The organism is Bacillus sp. T-10(2022), assembly GCF_056502895.1.
Window position 1 is genome coordinate 2,869,707 of sequence record NZ_CP113518.1, and the last position, 20,303, is coordinate 2,890,009.

The window sequence follows — 20,303 nt, forward strand, 5'->3', positions numbered from 1 at the left end:
CTTTAATAGTTGTTGAATAGAATAGGCTTCAAACTTATTAAATCCTTTTACAACTAAATTTCCCTGTTTGATAAACTACTTTTCTTCACAAACTATCGCTTTTACATAAATGACCAGCTAATAGCCGCTTTGTTGCAAAAGATCACAAACGAAAACGGGCATCCTAAAAAATTTCGTGATCTTGGAATTGAGCAGCGATATATCCTCATTGATAAGCAAAGTGGAAAGAATTTAACCGGTCCTCAATATCAGGCAATGCTCTTAATCATTTGCGAAGGCGGAGATTTATTATTACTTGATTCACTAGCAGAGGATAGAGATTATGCTGGTATCATTCGAGAATGGAAGTATATTACCCGAGATCCGAACGCAGATATTGTGGTACTAGAAAATGAGACACTTTTGATAGGAAGAAATCCAGAGGGTGGGTGATAGCGGCAAATTAATGGAGGACCAAATTTTAACTCTGCTTTTATATGTTGCTGAGTAGGAACGTATAAAAATTAGCAACGACAGGCTTAAGGAATTGAAGTGGCAAAAGTAAAGACGTGAGATTGGGAAGACGTAAGTCTGAAATTAATAGACTTCATTCAAAAGGAATCAACGATCAGATTTTACAAACCCACAAATAAAAAGATCCAAGATTTTGCATCATATAAAATAGTGAAAAAAATGAAGGATAATCAAGTTGTTTTAAAAATGAGGTAAAAATCCCCCTCGATAAATCATGAGAGGGGTTGGGGATGAGTCCACTCCATTAGGTCGAGAAACTCACTGAAAAGCACCTGCTTTTTTTCATTTAAAAAACATTCAAGTTAATTGGAGAAGGTATACGAGACTCCTGCGGGGAGAGCGCGTACAGGGAGACCCTTTACGCGCAGGCGGAGTGCCCTCGGAAAGTTAGTGCCATACGTTCCAATCATTTTACAAACCCTCAATATGTTTCAAGGCTTTTTATCATTTGCCGTAACGCTCCAAGATGATAAGCCGAGTGGGCAATGGTCGCATTTACATTTGTAAGCCATTTTCCTAAATCGATTGTATCGATTTCTGCGAAAAGAGATACATATTCTTTATGTAATTCCTCTCTGATTTCAGCCCATTTCACCTCATCAACAGTAGCAATGGTCCAGCTTGCTTCCCAATCTTTTTCAAAGTCTGTGCCACTGATCATTGTTCGGATCACCCATAAATAATACCGTATGTGGTCTGAGTGAGCCGCAATTGTCGATCCGTTTATGAAACGTGAAGCATCTTCTGCGGTTAAATCATCAAGCGTACCAAAAATCCCTGTATTCGGTTTTGATTCAGTATAATAGCTCCCATCATTTCCCGGTCCTTCAAACGTTTCTTTCAAAAGCATTTTTATGGAACTTGCCAACGTCTCGCTCATCTCAAATCCCCCCAATTAATTTAATCGACTTCATTACTTTATTATACAATAAGACAAACCATTAATCCTTTTTATTTTGTTAAATTAATCCAAAAATATCGCAAGTTTAAAGAATTACTCACTAAACTGGCATAAGGTAAGGGCTTCCTTTAACAGTTAACAACCTTATATGGTATTGACGCTGCTCTTAACATTGTAAATAAAATAAAAACACCTTAAAAAGGCCATTCCTTAAATAAACAGGAACGGCCTTAATTATTTATTTAAAAAGTTTGAAAAGTATAGAATGCTAAAACTAAAGTTTTAGTAGCTTTTCAAACGCTCTTCCAGGGACACAATTCTAAACTTTAACTCTTGATTCGAGTCTAAGCCCCCTATTACAATTTGATTATCTTCCGTAATGGTGACATATCTGAAGGTTTCTTCTCCGTGAATCTTGATTTTTGTCTCCAATGTCGTTTCCATTTTTGCAAAAACTTGATCTGTGTATGTAAGCGGAAGAAGATCATCTAAACCTTCTTCGGGGCTGCCGAGCCACTTAAACATGAAATCTTTCAATGAATATTGTTCAATCATCGATAAATGATCTTTAAAAATTAATTTGTCAATTGTTATCTCTTTCAACTTAACCACTCCTCAATAGTATCTAAAGTTTATATGGATAAACTCCTAACATCAAGGGCATTACAATGACAAACCATTACATTTTGATTACTTGCTTACTAAATAAACCCTTCCCTTCCGTAAAATGGAGTTCTGTAACCTTGAAAACAGATTTTAGGTTTTATTTTTTCTTAAGAATACCCTTGGATTAACATGAGAGGGATTATTTTCTGTGATTTGCACGTTTTGGTATAGATGATTATCCATGAACCGAGGATGTTCATTTCAGTCAAAACAGCCCCATTTACATAGGAAAATGGAGGCTGTTTTTCTTATATGGATGTAAAACAACTTTCTGTTAAATGATAGTCCCTTAAATTACACATTATAATTCTTTTTTTCCTTTAACACCATTTATTGAATAGCTGATTTTGATGTCGGCATTTAATGAGTGATATACTGAACAGTACGTATTTTTGGATAATTGAATCGCACGGACCACTTTATCTTCAGGCAGATCACCCTCCAAAAAATAGTGAATATGAAAATCGGTAAACCGTTTAGGGTGATTTTCAGATCGTGCCCCTTCTATTTCTATTTGAAAAGCCTTTGTTTCAAATCGCATTTTTTTTAATATCATTACAATATCAATACCTGTGCACCCAGCAAGAGAATGTAAAAGTAACTCCGTGGGTCTGGCTCCGCTATTTTTTCCTCCTACTTCTTCGGCAGCATCCATCTTAATTTCATGTCCCGACGGAGTTGTGCCAGAAAAGGCCATTTCCCCTGTCCATGTAATCATTGTCTTCATATATTTCAATTCCTCCCTTTCTTGATGTTTTGTTCTAAAAATAGTCCGTATTTCTATTTAATGTAAATGCAGATCATTTAAGTATTAAAAAAATATTTCCGCAATGGGGTCAGAACGCAAATATACAGTGCACTTAACTTCTGGATTTTTTTGATGACTTTCCATAGCTTATATTCTTCCCACAAGTCCTGCTTAGTTAGTCATACTGTAAAATTTGAACGTTGATTACCTCTTCAGGCTTTAAAACATGATCTCAGAAATCCGCTCCCTTTCCACTGACTGTATGCCAAGCCACATCAAAGCAAGCGTCTGTGGGGTCTCGGCTAGCCTGTTATTCGGCAGGAGTGTCGCAAATTTCTTAAATCTATTCAGGGTTTCATGCATATAAAGAAGTAAAAAAACCAGAAGGATATTAAGTTTACCTTTAGAAACATGGTTGTGAGAGCATTCCGAACCTCCTTTTGTCGACAAAATGGTTTCTATCTAAATTTTAATCTTAGCCCTATATATCCATCTACCATGAAGTTTTATAGTTTCCTTCTCCATTCAAAGGAGTTTTATAACTATTATTTTCCCTATCTTGCCAAATGATATTGCCATTTTCATCTTTCAGGACGAACTTGAATTCATAAAATCGATCTGCAGCTAAACGAAATGTTCCACTCCAGCTGCCTTCTGTGCTTTGAGTAAGTTTATATTCATAATCCTCAGGATTCCACCTGCCGATTTCCCCTCTATCCCCAATTAAGTAAACTCCCTGTGTGGCAGGTACATTTTCAACTGTGAATGTAACTGGAATCGACTTGCCTTCCAATTTATCAGCCATCATCTTGAATTCATTTGTTGGATTTCCTTCATCGTCGAATAAATAAGACATCCTTAGCAAGGTAAATCCCTCAAAACCATGGTTAAAAACCATTTCTGCTATATTGTCAAAGCCCGCTTCATTGTTGATCAGCGGGAGTGCATTTTCCCCGTTTAATGAAATTCCTTTTTCATTAGCCAAAGAGGCAATATGGGTCACCAACGTCTTAGGAGCGCTATAGGATGGGGCAGTATGTGCGTCTTGATCTCCCATTTCCAAACAGGTGAATGTGAGGGCCATATTCGATTTCTTAAATTGATTCAGTAATTGGGAGTAGTTATAATACCCGGCACTATACTCTGCAGAATGCGGCAGTACTGGATCATTCATTTTCCAATGGACTCCTGAGATTTTAGCTCCAATTGGAACGCCAAAGACTTCATCGAAATGTTTATGGGCAAATTTAGAGATTTTTGCAAGATGCTTTTCGAGTGCTCCTTGATACCACTGCATAAAGTCGTATCCAAATTGAGTGTCGATTGCTCCGCCCCTGGTGAAAAATTCATCCCCATTTCCTGGCGGCTGAATCTCATTCCAGTTTTTATACGTTTTGCCCCAAGCAGCATTTAATTTTTTTATCGTTGAATATTTTTCTCTCATGGTAAGTCTGAAATCACGTTTCGCTCCTTCTGTATAAGCTTGGAGCTGTCCTCTTTCAGGATAATCCCAGCCATCAGCATTTTGATAGGAGGGATATCTTAGTTCCCCAGCTGGTCCTGCACTTAAATATATTTTAGCTATTAAATCCTTCTTATCAGCAAAGTTCTTTGCAAAGGATTTATACAATTCGTTGTATTGATCGGCTGTACCTTCCCACCAAGGAGCAAGTACTTCCTTATTCCAGAAACCACTTTCACTCTTGAATGCCATGTTTTCAGAAGTGTCTTTATTCCAGAGCCAACTCGGGATGGGATAGTTGCAATCATCCCCCACATTACCGCCGCATTGGTGCGTAGACAAAATGGGCACCCATTTTAAACCGGAAGCTTTCACGGTTTCCGCATATTTTTTATAATAGGACCAATCAAACTGATTATCTTTTTTACTCTCGACCAATCCCCACCAGATATCTGTCGTAATTGCATATACTCCATTTTCCTTCAACTGGGTCAGCTCTGCTTTAAATGCCTCCCAATCTGTTATTTCACCCAATGGGGCCATCACATAAAGCTTGTAATCTGGTTGTACTTCTGCTATTCCAGGTGTATTTGATAAAGGAACAAAATACAGCATAAAGGTAAAAACGCCAACAGATAATTTGTTCATGAAACGCCAACCTTTCCCCTATAACTTTATTTGTTTAAATTTCGGTTCATCACCGAAACCGCTTACATTTTTTTGTTTTTTAGTCATTCCTTTACTAGAATTATATTTGTTATGGAAATATTTATCAATTATTTCATCGGAGGAATTTAGTTCAAAAATCGACAAAGAAAAAATGGATAGTCTAAGAGACTATCCAGAGCAGCTGGTTATAAAACTATATAAACATTATCATCTTCTATTTCAACATGGAATGTCTTTACACAACCATTATCAGGTTTTTGGACTTCTCCATTCTTGACACTGATTTTCCAGTCATGCATCGGGCAAAATACGTGATCACCACTCACAATGCCTTCCACCAGAACCCCACCTTTGTGTGGGCAACGATTTTCAATAGCCCGGAATTCACCATTTGCTAAATGAAAAAGAGCAATTTCATGAGAGCCTATGGTTACTGTTTTCCCTAGGTTTTTTGGCATCTCATTTACTGTTGAAACCTTTATCTTTTGAAGCGTTTTCCCCATTCAGGCTTCCCCCTTATTCATTTATTTGATATAGCTGGAATTTTCACTTTTTGAAATAAACCGGTTTGGATCGCATTGCTCTCAATGATTTCTTTCCACGGTTCTTGTAATACTGATAAGGCCTCATCCAAGTGTTGATTAAGCTCCATTCTTTTTTGCTTATCACCAATAATCGCCTTAATGGTATCGAACCCTACACGCTCAACCCAGACAGATGTTCTTTCTAAATAATTGGCAGTCTCTCGATAATGTTGGATGTATGCACCCGTAATTTCAATTACCTCATCACTTGTTTTCACTTTGCATAATAATTCAGCAGCTCTTAAATGGGTTCCGCCGTTGCCGCCAATATAAATTTCCCATGCACCGTCCACTCCGACAACACCAAGATCTTTGATGCCGGATTCAGCACAATTACGAGGACATGCCGACACAGCCATCTTAACCTTATGCGGTGTGCCTACACGTTCAAATTTCTTCTCCAGGGCAATGCCCAGCCCAATTGAATCTTGGGTGCCAAAGCGGCAAAAGTTTTCACCGACGCATGTTTTCACAGTTCGAAGGGTTTTTCCATAAGCATATCCAGAAGGCATATCCAGGTCAGCCCATACTTTTGGAAGGTCTTCTTTTTCAACGCCGAACATATCTATTCTTTGCCCGCCTGTAACCTTAAGTAACTTAACATTATACTTATCGGCAACATTTGCTATTTTCCGTAATTGATCAGGATTAGTGACGCCGCCATACATTCTTGGCACAACGGAAAATGTACCATCCTTTTGAATATTTGCATGAAGTCTTTCATTGACATAGCGGGATTCTTTTTCATCTTCATAGTCAACAGGATGGATCATGCCTAAGTAATAGTTCAGTGCCGGTTTACACTTCGAGCAACCATCACTTGTATTCCAGCCAAGAACATTCATGACTTCTCGAGTATGGGTCAGATTTTTTTCGCGTATTTCAGAAACAACCTCATCTCTGGATAATGTGGTGCACGTGCATATGGATTCCTTCTGGTTTGACTTACTGAATTCAGCGCCTAATGTCAGCTCTAGAATATCACCGACTAATGGCTTACACCCTCCGCATGATCTCGAAGCACTTGTGCAGCCTTTTACTTCCTCAATACTTGTTAACCCATTAGATTCGATAGCCGTCACAATATCGCCCTTGGTTACACCATTACAACCACAGATGATTTCTTCATTTGACATCGAAGTGACAAGGCTAACACTGGGTTCACTTGTTCCAGCATTTAAATACTCCGAAACGTCGGCATTTTTATTGATCATGCTCAATAGGTTATTGCTTTCCTTTGTATCCCCGAATAATACGGCACCAGAAATTTTCCCATTTCGAATCATTACTTTTTTGTAAGTGCCATTCCATTCATTAAATTCCTTGATTGATTTAGCTTGTTCATCCTCGAAAATTTCTCCAGCCGAAAATACATCAACACCAGATATTTTTAACTTAGTGGACAGCACTGAACCCTCGTAAGCTTTGTCTATCAACCCGCAAATCCTTTTGGCCAATACTTTGCCCTGTTCATATAGGGGAGCAACCAAACCATATACCATTTCACGGTGTTCCGCACATTCACCAACCGCAAAAATATTCGGGATTCTTGTCTCCATATAATCGTTCACGATAATTCCTCGATTGACAGGGATGCCGCAATTTTGGGCCATTGCAACATTTGGCTTAATCCCAACTGCCATGACCACTAAATCGGCGCTGATTTCCTCGCCATCACTAAAGCGTAATCCTTTGACATCAAATTCACCTAAAACCTCCTGGGTCTGTTTCCCAAGATAAAAATTCATTCCCTGACTTTCAAGTTCCCTTTGCAGCATTTTTCCTGCTGTTGGATCTAACTGCCTATCCATCAAATATTCAGAAAGGTGAATTACATCTACCTGCATACCTAGATTCAAAAGCCCCCTTGCTGCTTCAAGACCCAGCAATCCTCCACCAATGACTGCAGCCTTTTTATTGTTTTTGGAATATTCGATCATTTTTTCACAATCTTCAATATTTCGAAAGGCAGTCACTCCTTTTTTATCAGCCCCCTTTATCGGTAGAATGAATGGGATTGATCCGGTAGCTAAAATTAATCGATCATATGCGACTTCACGATTTGCATCTGAATATATGATTTGCTTAGTGGTGTCGATGTTCGTGACTGTTTCACCTGAAAAAAGTGTAATATTGTTTTCTTTGTACCAATTCCAATCATTTATTGTAATATCATCTATCGTCGTAGCCCCTTGCAATACATTCGATAGTTGGATTCGATCATAATTCGGATGCGGCTCACTTCCGAAGACAGTCACCTCAAACTTTTCCGGTTGAATTTTCAAAATTTCTTCTATACATCTTACTCCAGCCATACCATTCCCAATGAGTGCCAATTTCTGCTTAGCCATGTTTTGTCCTCCAATAAGATTTTTTTGAAAGGATGATATGATTGATTATAGGTGACGTCACTTTTTAATGCCATAAGTGTGTTATAAAATCTTACATAGTTTTTTAAAATTAATAATTAATGTTAGTTTTTATTACAAATATTCAGAAAATTAGGATATAATATCCTTATTGATTCAGCATAAATCCAAAATGAGGTGATTTTCATCGTCCAGCAAAAAGAATCTTATTTAGACAGAAAAGTAATTTCCATAGGGGTTGTCAGAGAATTAACCGGACTATCCGATAGACAAATCCGGTACTATGAAGAAAGAAAACTCGTTTTCCCCGAAAGATCTAAGGGGGGGAACCGTAAATACTCTTTTTCCGACGTCAAGGCATTAGTGGAAATTGCCGATAAAATAGAGGATGGAGTGCAAACCAATGAAATTAGGCAGGAAAAATTAAAAGAAAACAGAAAAATTGAACAGGAAAAAATGCGAAAAAAAATGCTGCAGGGCCAATTAAATGCACACTTCGGATTACGTAATTGATTTTCGCTAAGCAACCGCAATTATTAGCCGATTCACTTGTCCATATTTCATACTTCGATTAGCCAGGTAACAAATTCACCTTACATCTATAAAATAGCTGTTAACATTGTTAAACTGGACATGATGACTTTCATGTCCAGTTTTCCTTTTGCATTACAGTATAAGTATTCTAGCTAATCATTCCTTTTCTAAGCGAAATCCTTATCTTTTGACTTCTCTGAAAACCATGATAATTTCTTGGATAAATTCACCACTTCTCCTATTACGATCATGGCGGGATTGGCAACCTGCTCTCTTGTAACGATCCCCACTATTGAATCAAATGTTCCTGTAAAAGTTCGTTGAAAACCGGTCGTTCCTTGTTCAATGACAGCAATGGCAGTTTCAGGCTTCTTTCCGCAGGAACGTAATTGTTTACAGATATATGGAAGGTTTTTAATCCCCATATAAATAGCAATTGTGTCAACACCATGTGCCAAATGATGCCAGTTGATGTTATCAGGTTTGCCGGTCACGCAGTGTCCTGTGACAATTGCGAAGGAACTCCCCCATTCCCTGTGAGTCACGGGAATTCCAGCATAAGCTGGCGCAGCGATTCCAGATGTGATTCCAGGGACTATTTCAAATTGAATTCCGTGCTTTGCTAGCACTTCTGCTTCCTCGCCCCCTCGACCAAAGATGAAAGGATCTCCCCCTTTTAGACGAACAATCGTTTTTCTCTCCATTGATTTACTTATTAACAATTGATGAATGTCCTCTTGAGGGACACAATGTAGACCAGGCGCTTTACCGCAATAAATGTATTCAGCTTCAGGTTTACTGTACAAAAACAATTCACGATTTACCAATCGATCGTACAAGATGACATCCGCTTCCGCGATGCATTTGATTGCCTTGACAGTAATTAAGTCCGGATCACCAGGACCGGCACCAACAATATAGACCTTACCTTTTTCCATCCTTGATCCCCTTTTGTTGTTTAGTCATGATTAGATTATGGTTGAACCAAAAAAAATTATGGTGAATGGGAAGAAAAACGCCCCTTAATGAGACGTTAACTCGAATATAGGATGTACTTTTACAGCACTGACTTTAAATCCAGGCATTTTGCATGTCGGGTCTAAATCCTGTGAAACGAGGAGATTGACATTTTGGGAGTCTGCCCAATGAAAAGGAACGAATATAGTATCATGGCGAATGGTTGCTGACCATTTGCTCCTTATAACAATACTTCCCCGCCTTGATTCGATTTTCACCAAAGTATTGTCTGGAATATGATATTTCTTGGCTGTTTCCGGATGAATTTCCATATATGATTCAAAATTTCTTGCGGCTAATGATGAGCTTTTTCTCGTTTGTACTCCTGTTAAATAATGTGACATAATTCGTCCTGTTGTTAAATAAAGTGGAAAATCATTACATGGCTGTTCTTTTGGAACAAGAGGCACATTATTAACCACAACCATGGCCGCCTTTCCATCCGGGTGGGCAAAAGACGTTTCAAATAACCTTTTTGTCCCTTTATGGTCAATGGTTGGGCATGGCCACAATATGCCTCCTTCTTTTCTTAATCGATCATACGTTATACCATAATAATCAGCGGTCCCCCCGCGGCTTGCCACTCTTAATTCTTCGAAAATCTCATTCGCAGATTGAAAGGGAAAATGCTCTTCTTTTCCAAGAGCTTTTGCTATATCACAAATGATTTGCCAATCATGCTTCACTTCCCCAGGGGATGAAAAACTGGCTTCCCGCAGCGTTACCCGTCCTTCTAAATTCGTCATCGTTCCCTCATCCTCTAAATAAGACGAAGTAGGTAAAATCAAATCAGCCAATCTAGCAGTTTCAGAAACGAACATATCTACTGCGACTAGAAACTTTAATTTTTTCAAAGCCTTTTTGACAAAGTTAGCATTGGGATTCGAAACAATTGGATTGGAACACATTAAAAACATGCCGGTAATTTCACCTTCATTTATCTTCTCTATCATTTCGTATGCCGATACACCTTTACGCGGCAAATCAGCCTCATCAATACCCCATATTCTTGCAATATGTAATCTATGTTCCTCATTTTCAATCATGCGATACCCCGGCAACTGGTCTGCCTTTTGGCCATGCTCTCTTGCTCCCTGTCCATTCCCCTGCCCAGTGATAGCTCCATAGCCCGAATTCACTTTTCCGATTTTCCCTGTAACAATAAGAATATTAAGAAAATTACGGACGGCCGCTGAACCATCTGTTTGCTGCTCAACTCCCCTTGCTGTAAAAATCATTCCTGATTCTTCTTTCCCGAACATTGCAGCCGCTTTTTGAATTTGGTCGCTAGGCACCCCTGTCATTTCTGCAATTTCCTCCAACTTTAAAGATGCAACATACTCTTTAACTTCGTTGTAGCCATTTGCACGTTCCCGGATAAATGCTTCATCAGTAAAATCCTCTTCAATGATCACTTTCAATAATCCGTTTGCCAAGGCGGCATCCATCCCTGGTTTTACTTTTAGATGTAAGTCGGCCATTTTCGTTGTTGCTGTTTCCCGTGGATCTACAGCAATGATATATGCCCCATTTTGTTTCGCTTTCTCAAAGTAAGGCATGATTGTCGGCTGGCATTCCGCAATATTCGTGCCCGCCAAGATAATGCACTTTGTGAACGGAATCTCTGATAAGCTGTTGGTAAGGCCCCTGTCCATACCAAATGTTTGGCTGGCTGCCGAAGCAGCTGCGGACATGCACAAACGGCCATTATAATCTATATACTTTGTTTTTAAAGCTACTCTTGCAAATTTCCCAAGCAAATATGCTTCTTCATTTGAAATGGATGCACTCCCATAAACAGATAATGCATTTACACCATCTTCCGCTTGAATTTTAGTGAAATTCTCCTTAATGTGGCTTAATGCTTCCTCCCATGATATTCGAATAAATTCCCCATTTTTTTTAAGTAATGGGTATTTAATTCGATCTTTATGCAAAGCATGTTGGTGTGCATTCATTCCTTTAATGCATAAGCGCCCCTCTGAGGTTGGATTATCTTTTCCGATCGTCATATACTTTTTTCTTGTCACGATTGTTTGTTCCAGCAGCTGCATCTTACATTGCATACTGCAAAATGGACATTGTGTTTCATATCGTTTTTCTGATTGGACCTCTTGTTGCTTCGTGCGGAAATACTTTAATAATAATTCGGTCAAGGCTCCTCACCCTTTACTCATTGATTTCTTATGTTACAAACATTTATCCGTTTATCTAAAGGTATTTCCTCTTAGTTCATTCTCTGATCTACGCCATTTCCAATCGTTGAGACAGTTGCTGACTAAGTTCATTATCAAACAAAACTTCTCTAACATGAATTAAACCCACTCGTTCCATCCATTGCCAAGTCCGTTCTAAGTAATTGGCTGTTTCACGATAATATTGAATAAAACCGATGATGATTTCAATCGCTTCATCATTTGTCCCGGCTACACATAACAGTTCACTGGCACGAACATTACGCCCGCTGCTTCCGCCCACATATATTTCCCAGCCCCTGTCAACGCCCATAACACCTATATCTTTCGTTGTTGATCCTGCACCGTTATGCATACAAGCAGATATGCCCATCTTAATACGATAAGGTGTTGATACATGCTCCAATCTTTTTTCCAAATCTACAGCAAGTAAAAAGGATTGCTGTTTATCACAAGAACAAACATGCTCACCGATACATGTTTTGACGTTTTGAACGGCGTTACCATATTTCGAACTTAACGGCATGTCTAAATCAGCCCACACACCTGGAAGGTCTTCTTTTTTCACACCCATTAAATGAATCCTTTGTTCACTTGTTACCGCTACCTGAGATATATCATATTTATCTGCAACATTTGCAATTTTTCGCAAGTCCTTCGCATTCGTCATCCCGCCGTACATTTGCGGGATAACAGAGTATCGATTATCACTTTGAACTGTTGCATTCTTTTTTTCATTAATGAAAAGGGTTTGCTGTCTGATCTCGTATTCTGGATGAATCATCCCTAAATAATAGCTAAGGGCCGGCCGGCATGTTGAACAACCTCCTGTATTTTCCCATCCAAGAATATCCATCGCTTCTTGGACGGATGTTAAATCCTGGAGCTGCATTTTATACACGACTTCATCTTCCGTTAATGTCGTACACGAGCAAAACGCAGTTTGTTTCTCATCATGAGTAGAAAGATTACTTTGAATATAGGTCAAAAGCTCGGTAACTGCCGGCTTACATCCACCGCAAGAACCGGAAGCATTTGTGCATTGTTTAACTTGTTCCACAGTTGTTAATCCCTTTTTTTGAACCGCTTCAATGATTGCCCCTTTTGAAACAGCATTACAATTGCAAATGATTTCATGGTTTGCCATCGAAGCGATTATTCCCTCACCCGTACTTGGTGATTGGAACAGTGCACGCTTTTCCTCTGACGATACTTCTTTCCGCTTTAAAATCATTTCGAGTAATCGGGAACTGATGTTTGTATCTCCATAAAGAACAGCACCTATGATTTTTCTTCCTTGAAAAACCACCTTTTTATAAACACCATCTAATTCATCAATAGTTGTGATTGATTTCGATGTTTCATCACCAAGGAAATCTCCAACAGAGAATAACTCAACTCCTGATATTTTCAACTGGGTCGATAGGACCGAACCTTGGTATCCGTTGCATTTCATCTCACAAATATGCTTTGCCAGCACTTCACCTTGTTCATATAGAGGTTTCACCAGTCCATAAACAATGCCTTGATGTTCAGCACATTCACCAACCGCATAAATATTTGGGATGCTGGTTTCTAAATAGTCATTTACAATAATGGCACGATTTGTATCAATTCCGCTTTCTTTGGCCAACTGAATATTCGGTCTGACTCCCACAGCCATAACGACCAAATCTGCTTCCAGCTCCGTTCCATCTTTAAAACGGACGCACTCTACACGTTCGTTGCCGATTATCTCCTGAGTTTCCTTATTTAAAAGAAAGTTCATTCCCTGGTTTTCCAACTCTTTTTGCAGCAAAAGTGATGCCTTTGAATCAAGCTGCCTTTCCATTAAATGGTCAGCAATATGAACGACATGCACTTCCATACCAAGGTTTAACAGCCCTCTCGCTGCTTCTAAACCTAATAAACCGCCTCCGATGACGACTGCTTTTTTATGTTTGCGTGAAGTTTCAATCATCTTTTGGCAATCTTCAATCGTCCGAAATGCAATGACGCCTTCTTTATCAACACCGGTAACAGGAAGAATAAATGGGACAGAACCTGTGGCAATTATCAGCTTATCGTAGTAAACTTCCCGTTCTTTGTCCGTTTTTATCTTCCGGGTCTCATTATCAATTTTTACAACCGTTTCCCCTGTGAATAATTGGATATTATTCTTCGTATACCAGTTTCGATCATTTATCGTAATATCTTCAAAAGAAGTGTTGCCTTGGAGCACAGTCGACAATAAGATTCGGTTATAGTTGACGTGTGGTTCACTGCCGAAAATAGTAATCTCGAAAGCAGCCGGATCATTCCTGATAATTGACTCAACACAGCGTAATCCCGCCATTCCGTTCCCGATAAGGACCAGTTTTTGTTTAAACATTTTATCCCCCCAAACAAGTACTGTAACAAGCCGATATAATTAGTTAACAAAGTTCTAAATCTTAACTGAATTCTTTCCGAGTACCCACGTTTTTCTCCATGAAAGCTGAGCTAGACCCAGGATAAGCAACGCCACGATTCCAACTGCGGAAAATACTAAAAATCCTGTAGCATATGTGCCAGTAATCTGTTTTAACGTTCCTAGTATGTTTGGAACCAAGAATCCGCCAACACCTCCGGCAGCTCCTACAATTCCTGTGATAAAACCAATTTCTTTAGAAAATCGCTGTGGAACTAACTGAAAGACAGCCCCGTTGCCCATACCGAGAAATAGCATTCCGATGAACAGCAGGATCGTAACGACAGTAAGGGAATAAAGAAAACTAATCCCAAACATGCATAATGTGAGTCCAATAAACAAAAACATAAGCAGCTTAACTCCACCTATTTTATCGGCAATAAATCCTCCGACAGGACGAAAGAAGCTTCCGGCGATGACACATATTGTAACAAATTCGCCAGCCCTTATTCGTGTTAACCCATACTCATCAACAAAAAAGATGCTTAAAAAGCTAGTAAACCCGACAAACCCTCCAAAAGTCACACTGTAAAGAATACAGAAATACCACGTATCCGTTATTTTAAATACATTGAAATATTCCTTGAGTGGTTTTGCAGGCGGTTGAGATGGTGCGTCTTTTGCGATTAAAATATAAATGACAAATACAATGGTTAAAGGAATCAAAGCTAATCCCATAACATTATGCCAGCCAAGAGACTCTGCAATACGAGGTCCGAACAATGTCGCAAAAAGAGTTCCGCTGTTACCGGCTCCCGCAATGCCCATCGCTAGACCCTGCAAATGCGGGGGGTACCAGCGGCTAGCCATAGGAAGTGCTGCAGCAAAACTTGCACCTGCCACTCCGAGCAAAATCCCAATTAAATAAAGCTCGGCTAAACTTTCGCCGAATAACCAACCCCAAAAAAGCGGTATCATCGTAACAAGCATCCCGCCGATCGCTGTTTTCCGCGGTCCGATGCGATCAGTCAATAAACCAAGGACGATTCGAAAAAACGAGCCTCCTAAAATCGGAATAGCTACTATCATGCCTTTTTCAGCTGGGGAAAGTCCGAAATCCTTGGTAATATAGACACCAAGTGCACCCAATAATACCCAAATCATAAAACTGATATCAAAATAAAGGAATGAAGCTAATAATGACGGAGCATGACCGCTTTTTTTTAATTCAGATATTTTCACTTTTCATCTCTCCAATACTTTATTAATTGAATATTCGTTTATTTTACTCTTATAAAAGCAAGATTTCTTTGTTTATGTCAGAAAACATTACACACTTTTTTTGTAAGTTATAAAATGTGAATACTTTGAAGTCGTTATTGGTCAAAATTTAATAATTTCATTTCTTTTTTCTTATTTAAATTGAATGATAATGTGGTTTACTTAGGTGAGGTATAGTCCCAAGCTTGTTTAACTTTTCAGTTATGGCAGGAGATATACCAAGAATACCTCCAATAACTTTTCGAAATATCTCCATACAAAAAAAGAGAAGCCTAATGCTTAAGCTTCTCTTCCAGACTGTAGATAAACACGACTATAATAACTGAGTTTGTTTACAGTTGTAATATTTGTCCGTTAATTTCCACTCCAGGCACGCACTTTTCCCGCAGGAGTCTCGAACACCCGCTCCAATCATGTTTTAACATCAAGATAAAACTCCTTTTGCCTACAGTCTTTTTTGTTTAAAATAGAAGAAATAAAACTTGAGGTGATATCTATTCAGCGAGATTAACTTTAAATGATGATTGCATCTTCATTAGAAGGCGGGTTCTTCCCACAGCACGAAACAAGGACCTTTTTCATATGATGTGTTATGAGCGGCATGAGATTTAATAATCTGATTATATCCGGAGAAAGGTTGGGTGCAATAATATGAAGCAATATCCATTTCATAACATCCCATTTCAAAATCTTCAGAAAAAAGACATGTCATTTGAAGAGGTATTCGTTCATATTGTTGAGTTCATGAAATTAAACCCTTCCGGTAACTATCGATTAATGGTCGGTACAGATTCGCAAGTACATAAAAAACATACTGTTTTCATCACAGGCATCGTGATACGGCAGGTCGGAAAAGGTGTATGGGGTTGTATAAGAAAAGTGATGATTCCTAGAAGGATGCTGCATTTACATGAACGTATTTCCCAAGAATTGTCGTTAACAGAGGAGATTGTATCACTGTTTACGGAAGAAAGAAAAAATCAATTAATTGATATTGTCCTGCCTGCTGTATACCAAGGGGCAACGTTCACAATGGAAGGGCATATTGATATCGGGATTGGAAAGCGGAACAAAACAAGTGAATTTGTAAAAGAAATGGTAGCCAGGATGGAATCAATGGGCGTGGAACCGAAAATTAAACCCAATGCTTTCGTCGCTTCTAGTTATGCCAACCGGTATACAAAACAAGAGTAAATGTCTTTAGAAAATGTAATAAGCCAAAGCAACCTACACTGGATTTGTTATAGGGCTGTGAAAATAAATCAAAACGGTACATAGAATTATTGTACGGTATTTGAAAATAGCAAAAAACCGGCCTCAGACCGAGACCGGCTTCAACATTTAAAGATATAAGCCGCCATTGCCGTATTCAGTAAGAAAGTTTTAAACCACCACTCCTCAAAGTGGGTGTTTGCAGAAATAATCCTGTTGTCCAAGTCAGTGACGAGGCATAACATTCCTGTTTCAATATAAAACTCCCTATTACAGCTTAAAGGTTAAAACTTTATTATCATTACGAACAGTGCAGCTTGTATTGTTATAATACCTGAATTCCTTATATGTTACAATGTTAATAATCACCATATTAATAACCTATGGCTGACTAAGGGAATGGACGTCGTATTAGCCCTTTATAATAGCATTCGTTAAAATCAAACTATTGATCAAAATAACCGATAAAGTCCGATTCGTCTTTATTTTGCAGATATAATACCGTTTCTTTGTCAGAAATAGTAGGCAGTCCGAAATTTTGTTCATACTTCTCAATTCCTTTTCCTGTAATGATAATCCAATCCCCTTCCTTTCCAGCTTGTATCGCCTCCTGGATAGCTAGTGTCCTATCTGGAATAACCTTCCCATTTCCAGCAGAGTAATCGCGTTGCAGTTTATTTAGTGACGATTCCATCCCCTCCATTCCCTCCGAATTCAGATCATCCATCGTCAAAATCGAAACATCACTATGTTCAGATGATACTTTAACCATTTCAGCCCTTTTGGTTGTATCTCGTCCACCCCGGAAACCAAAGATATGATAAATCTTTTTGGCCCCGCATTCTTTGGCAGTTTGAAGCATGTGATGTATGGCATCTGCAGTATGTGCATAATCGATGACGATTGTCGGCCCATATTCTTTCTTATACATTTCAAACCTTCCAGGCACACCGGAAAATTGTTTCAATGAAGTGAGAATGTCCTCTCTTGAAATTGGAAACATCTTCGCTACGGAATAGGCAGCAGTTGCGTTATATAAATTATGAAGTCCAGGTATAGGTAACTCAATTTTCACAAAGTCATGATTCTCATTCAATAAAATAAAGGGGTTTGTTGCAGTATTATAATTTGTGATGGTTAAATCGCAGCGATGGGATTTTCCAAATACAAAGGCACTGACATTCTTTTCCCATAAGTATTCTTGTAGTTTTTCTCCCCAGAAATCATCTCCATTGATGATAGCAAGACCATTAGGTTTCAATTTTTCAAAAAGAAGTAATTTTGCCAGGAAATAATCCTCCATCGTACCGTGGAAGTCGAGATGGTCATGATACAAATTCGTGAAGACACAGAAATCAAATTCAATTCCTTCTAAACGATATTGAGCTAATCCATGTGAAGACACTTCCATTATGACAACCATGTCCCCACTTGCAGCCAGTAAGGAATTCAACTCCATGCTACCTGGAGTCGTATTATGGGAATCGACTTTGTTTCCATTGATAATATGCTGTATCGTACCAATGACGGAACAGGTTACCCCATTTTCTTTCAATATTTGCTGAAGCATATAACTCGTTGTGGTTTTTCCATTTGTACCCGTAATTCCGATCATTATTTTTTGCTTGCTTGGATCCCCATAAAACCTTTTGGCGATTAGCCCTAATGCTTTACGGCTGTTCTCCACTCGTAAATAAGGAACTTCCAACCCCTTAATATCGCGATCGCCAATCACAGCTGATGCCCCTAAACGAATTGCATCTTTAATGTAGTTATGGCCATCTGACTTATATCCGGTTACGGCAACAAAAAGGTATCCCTTTTTTATTTCTTTAGAGTTATCGGTTACACCTGTGATGGATATATGTTCAACGTCCTTCGGCAAATCCCAGTTTATCGCTTCTTTCAATATGTCTTTAAGGATCATTAACTTTTCTCCTTTTTCATTTAAGCTATTCACCTAACTTTTTTTGAAAATGAAATGCATAAGTTCCAACAAGCCATTTTTAGTATTTACCAGTACTCTAAAAATAATTGTCAATCCAGAATTTGTTAGTTGAACAGTAAAAAGAAAAGCAGCCAATAAGGCTGCTTTTCTTGGCTATTGCTGTATAGAGGTGTGGGCACACCGCAGTATACTTACGATTGGATTTCCAGTGGTTTTGATTCGGCCTTTTGATTGTACAATGGCAAAATGAAAAACATCCCTAGAATAAAAAAGAAAGCGGCGGTTTCAAATATGGCGACGAGTGAAAATTGCTCTTTCAGCACGCCTGCCGCACTCATGGTCAAAACCATCGATCCAGTGAATAATGGGCTCAAGATTCCATTGACCCTTCCGATGAACTCGCCTTCGGTTCTCTGTAATATCAATGTATTGATCCCGATTTGGATACAAGGCAGCATTAGTCCATTAAAGAACTCGGCAGTAAGTGTAATCCAAAGATTTGTTGAAAGCCCCATTACCGCTAATCCTATGGCATTCACAAGCATTCCGAAAGCTAATAATCTCTGAGGTGCCACTTTTTTAGCAAAAATCATCACCCCAGCTCCGCCTAAAATCATACCAAACCCATTCACCATAAATAACCATTGCAGATTTTCCTTAGGAAGTTCCAGTTGTTCGGTAACAAGGAATATAGAAAGCGGCTGAATGAAACCCAGTCCAAGCCCGGCTGCCAGAAAACATAAACCAAGCAAACTTAGTTCTTTTTTTCGCAACACATAGCTCACTCCGCTTTTCATTTCCTGCCATAACGTTGTTTTTGCTGTCTCTTCATTCAGTTTACGATCTTTAGGAAGAAAGGCGAGTGCTCCAGCTGAAAGTAAAAACGCCAGACCAGTAATCGCAATAGAGATGTTTATCCCAAATGATTGGAAGGCAAATGTACCGAGAATCGGACCTAAAACCATAAATACTGCGAAGACGGTCTGATAAACAGACATCCCTGTCTGAATTTGACTTTCAGGCAAATGCATCTTAAATAGCTTCATGCCTGATGGCTGAGAAAATTGAGAAAGTATCGCCGAAATCAAAGTAGCGAAGAATACCATTTTCCAACTGCCAAAGATAAGCGAGATTAGCACAGCAAATACGGATATTGCACTTAATATATCACACCAAACCATCGTTTTTTTCGGACTCCAACGGTCCGCAAACGTCCCTCCAATGAATGAAAAAATAAAGATGGGAGCGAATTCCGCTACTGATATCATGGAAATGGCAAAAGCATCCCCGTTTGTCTTTTCCATGACGAATAACAAAACTGCAAAATTCCGTACCCATATCCCTATTTGTAAAAACAAGCCTGAAAAGATAATGGCCCGGAATACACGATTTTTAAAAATGTTAGGTTCTTTATTACTTAATGTTACGGACGTGTTTTTTTCCATATAAAAACCTCCTGTGAGATTTCTGGACAGGAGGCAGTACAATACAAAATTAACAAAACAAAAGATTCCAAATGGACGGAACACAATGATCTTTGTTTGTATTTTAGTACAGACTAATCCTATCCAGAAAAAAGTTCGTATTTAGCACGCATTTTTTCTTAAGAATAGGATTAAATGATCATTGTTTAAAGGTCACCCTTCCATTTTATGCTAATTTGATAATAATCTATTCAATCTGATAAATCAAGGTAAAATTTAAAAATAAAACCATTTTCCGGAAAAGTTTGTTCAATTTCCCGCATAAAAAATAGGCTTCCTTTAAAGAAAGCCACAGACTGGAGACAAACCCAAAAAAAGCGAGTTTCACTCC

General features: G+C 38.7%; 15 protein-coding genes and 1 other RNA gene. 3 read left to right on the plus strand and 13 right to left on the minus strand.

Annotated features, from left to right (window positions below):
- Nucleotides 1-132 precede the first annotated feature (132 nt).
- Nucleotides 133-432, plus strand: coding sequence for a hypothetical protein (locus OSJ91_RS14060; protein ID WP_485889860.1), 300 nt, complete (start codon nucleotides 133-135; stop codon nucleotides 430-432).
- A 502-nt stretch (nucleotides 433-934) separates the two neighbouring features.
- On the opposite strand, the gene OSJ91_RS14065 is transcribed toward OSJ91_RS14060, so the two are convergent.
- The 6 genes from OSJ91_RS14065 to nirB (OSJ91_RS14090) all read right to left on the minus strand — a co-directional run bounded on the left by OSJ91_RS14065 (nucleotide 935) and on the right by nirB (OSJ91_RS14090) (nucleotide 7,894).
- Complete coding sequence (locus OSJ91_RS14065; RefSeq protein WP_485889861.1) at nucleotides 935-1,393, minus strand: hypothetical protein; 459 nt, start codon at nucleotides 1,391-1,393, stop codon at nucleotides 935-937.
- Between the two features lie 303 nt (nucleotides 1,394-1,696).
- Nucleotides 1,697-2,017 carry a hypothetical protein gene (locus OSJ91_RS14070; RefSeq protein WP_350302730.1) on the minus strand — a complete coding sequence of 107 codons (321 nt, stop codon included), beginning with the start codon at nucleotides 2,015-2,017 and terminating at the stop codon, nucleotides 1,697-1,699.
- Between the two features lie 364 nt (nucleotides 2,018-2,381).
- Nucleotides 2,382-2,807, minus strand: coding sequence for an OsmC family protein (locus OSJ91_RS14075; protein ID WP_350302731.1), 426 nt, complete (start codon nucleotides 2,805-2,807; stop codon nucleotides 2,382-2,384).
- A 514-nt stretch (nucleotides 2,808-3,321) separates the two neighbouring features.
- Complete coding sequence (locus OSJ91_RS14080; RefSeq protein WP_350302732.1) at nucleotides 3,322-4,938, minus strand: family 14 glycosylhydrolase; 1,617 nt, start codon at nucleotides 4,936-4,938, stop codon at nucleotides 3,322-3,324.
- A 206-nt stretch (nucleotides 4,939-5,144) separates the two neighbouring features.
- Complete coding sequence (nirD, locus tag OSJ91_RS14085) at nucleotides 5,145-5,462, minus strand: nitrite reductase small subunit NirD (RefSeq protein WP_241591630.1); 318 nt, start codon at nucleotides 5,460-5,462, stop codon at nucleotides 5,145-5,147.
- Between the two features lie 17 nt (nucleotides 5,463-5,479).
- On the minus strand, nucleotides 5,480-7,894 hold the full coding sequence (nirB, locus tag OSJ91_RS14090; RefSeq protein ID WP_485889862.1) for a nitrite reductase large subunit NirB: 2,415 nt from the start codon (nucleotides 7,892-7,894) through the stop codon (nucleotides 5,480-5,482).
- A gap of 204 nt (nucleotides 7,895-8,098) precedes the next feature.
- Here nirB (OSJ91_RS14090) and OSJ91_RS14095 point away from each other — a divergent pair, with 204 nt between their 5' ends.
- Nucleotides 8,099-8,425 carry a MerR family transcriptional regulator gene (locus OSJ91_RS14095; RefSeq protein WP_137015855.1) on the plus strand — a complete coding sequence of 109 codons (327 nt, stop codon included), beginning with the start codon at nucleotides 8,099-8,101 and terminating at the stop codon, nucleotides 8,423-8,425.
- A 188-nt stretch (nucleotides 8,426-8,613) separates the two neighbouring features.
- On the opposite strand, the gene cobA is transcribed toward OSJ91_RS14095, so the two are convergent.
- The 4 genes from cobA to OSJ91_RS14115 form a co-directional block, all read right to left on the minus strand.
- The gene (gene cobA, locus OSJ91_RS14100; RefSeq protein WP_350302734.1) at nucleotides 8,614-9,384 is read right to left on the minus strand and encodes a uroporphyrinogen-III C-methyltransferase; all 771 of its coding nucleotides are present in this window, start codon (nucleotides 9,382-9,384) and stop codon (nucleotides 8,614-8,616) included.
- A gap of 84 nt (nucleotides 9,385-9,468) precedes the next feature.
- A complete protein-coding gene (nasC, locus tag OSJ91_RS14105; RefSeq protein WP_485889863.1) occupies nucleotides 9,469-11,619 on the minus strand; it encodes an assimilatory nitrate reductase catalytic subunit NasC in 2,151 nt (716 codons plus the stop codon).
- A gap of 88 nt (nucleotides 11,620-11,707) precedes the next feature.
- Nucleotides 11,708-14,029 carry a nitrite reductase large subunit NirB gene (nirB, locus tag OSJ91_RS14110; protein ID WP_485889864.1) on the minus strand — a complete coding sequence of 774 codons (2,322 nt, stop codon included), beginning with the start codon at nucleotides 14,027-14,029 and terminating at the stop codon, nucleotides 11,708-11,710.
- Between the two features lie 54 nt (nucleotides 14,030-14,083).
- On the minus strand, nucleotides 14,084-15,289 hold the full coding sequence (locus OSJ91_RS14115) for a nitrate/nitrite transporter (RefSeq protein WP_485889865.1): 1,206 nt from the start codon (nucleotides 15,287-15,289) through the stop codon (nucleotides 14,084-14,086).
- A gap of 690 nt (nucleotides 15,290-15,979) precedes the next feature.
- Between OSJ91_RS14115 and OSJ91_RS14120 the strand changes: the two genes are divergently transcribed.
- Nucleotides 15,980-16,522: a ribonuclease H-like YkuK family protein gene (locus OSJ91_RS14120; protein WP_230175939.1), complete on the plus strand. Its 543-nt coding sequence runs from the start codon at nucleotides 15,980-15,982 to the stop codon at nucleotides 16,520-16,522.
- A gap of 153 nt (nucleotides 16,523-16,675) precedes the next feature.
- Here the strand turns inward: OSJ91_RS14120 and ssrS are convergent.
- From ssrS to OSJ91_RS14135, 3 genes are all read right to left on the minus strand, one after another.
- Nucleotides 16,676-16,862, minus strand: a non-coding RNA gene (gene ssrS, locus OSJ91_RS14125) — 6S RNA.
- A 123-nt stretch (nucleotides 16,863-16,985) separates the two neighbouring features.
- Nucleotides 16,986-18,467, minus strand: a complete 1,482-nt coding sequence (locus OSJ91_RS14130; RefSeq protein WP_485889866.1) for a UDP-N-acetylmuramoyl-L-alanyl-D-glutamate--2,6-diaminopimelate ligase — start codon at nucleotides 18,465-18,467, stop codon at nucleotides 16,986-16,988.
- 212 nt (nucleotides 18,468-18,679) lie between these two features.
- Nucleotides 18,680-19,933 (minus strand): MFS transporter, encoded by a 1,254-nt coding sequence (locus OSJ91_RS14135; RefSeq protein ID WP_350302739.1) that lies wholly within the window; start codon nucleotides 19,931-19,933, stop codon nucleotides 18,680-18,682.
- Nucleotides 19,934-20,303 lie beyond the last annotated feature (370 nt).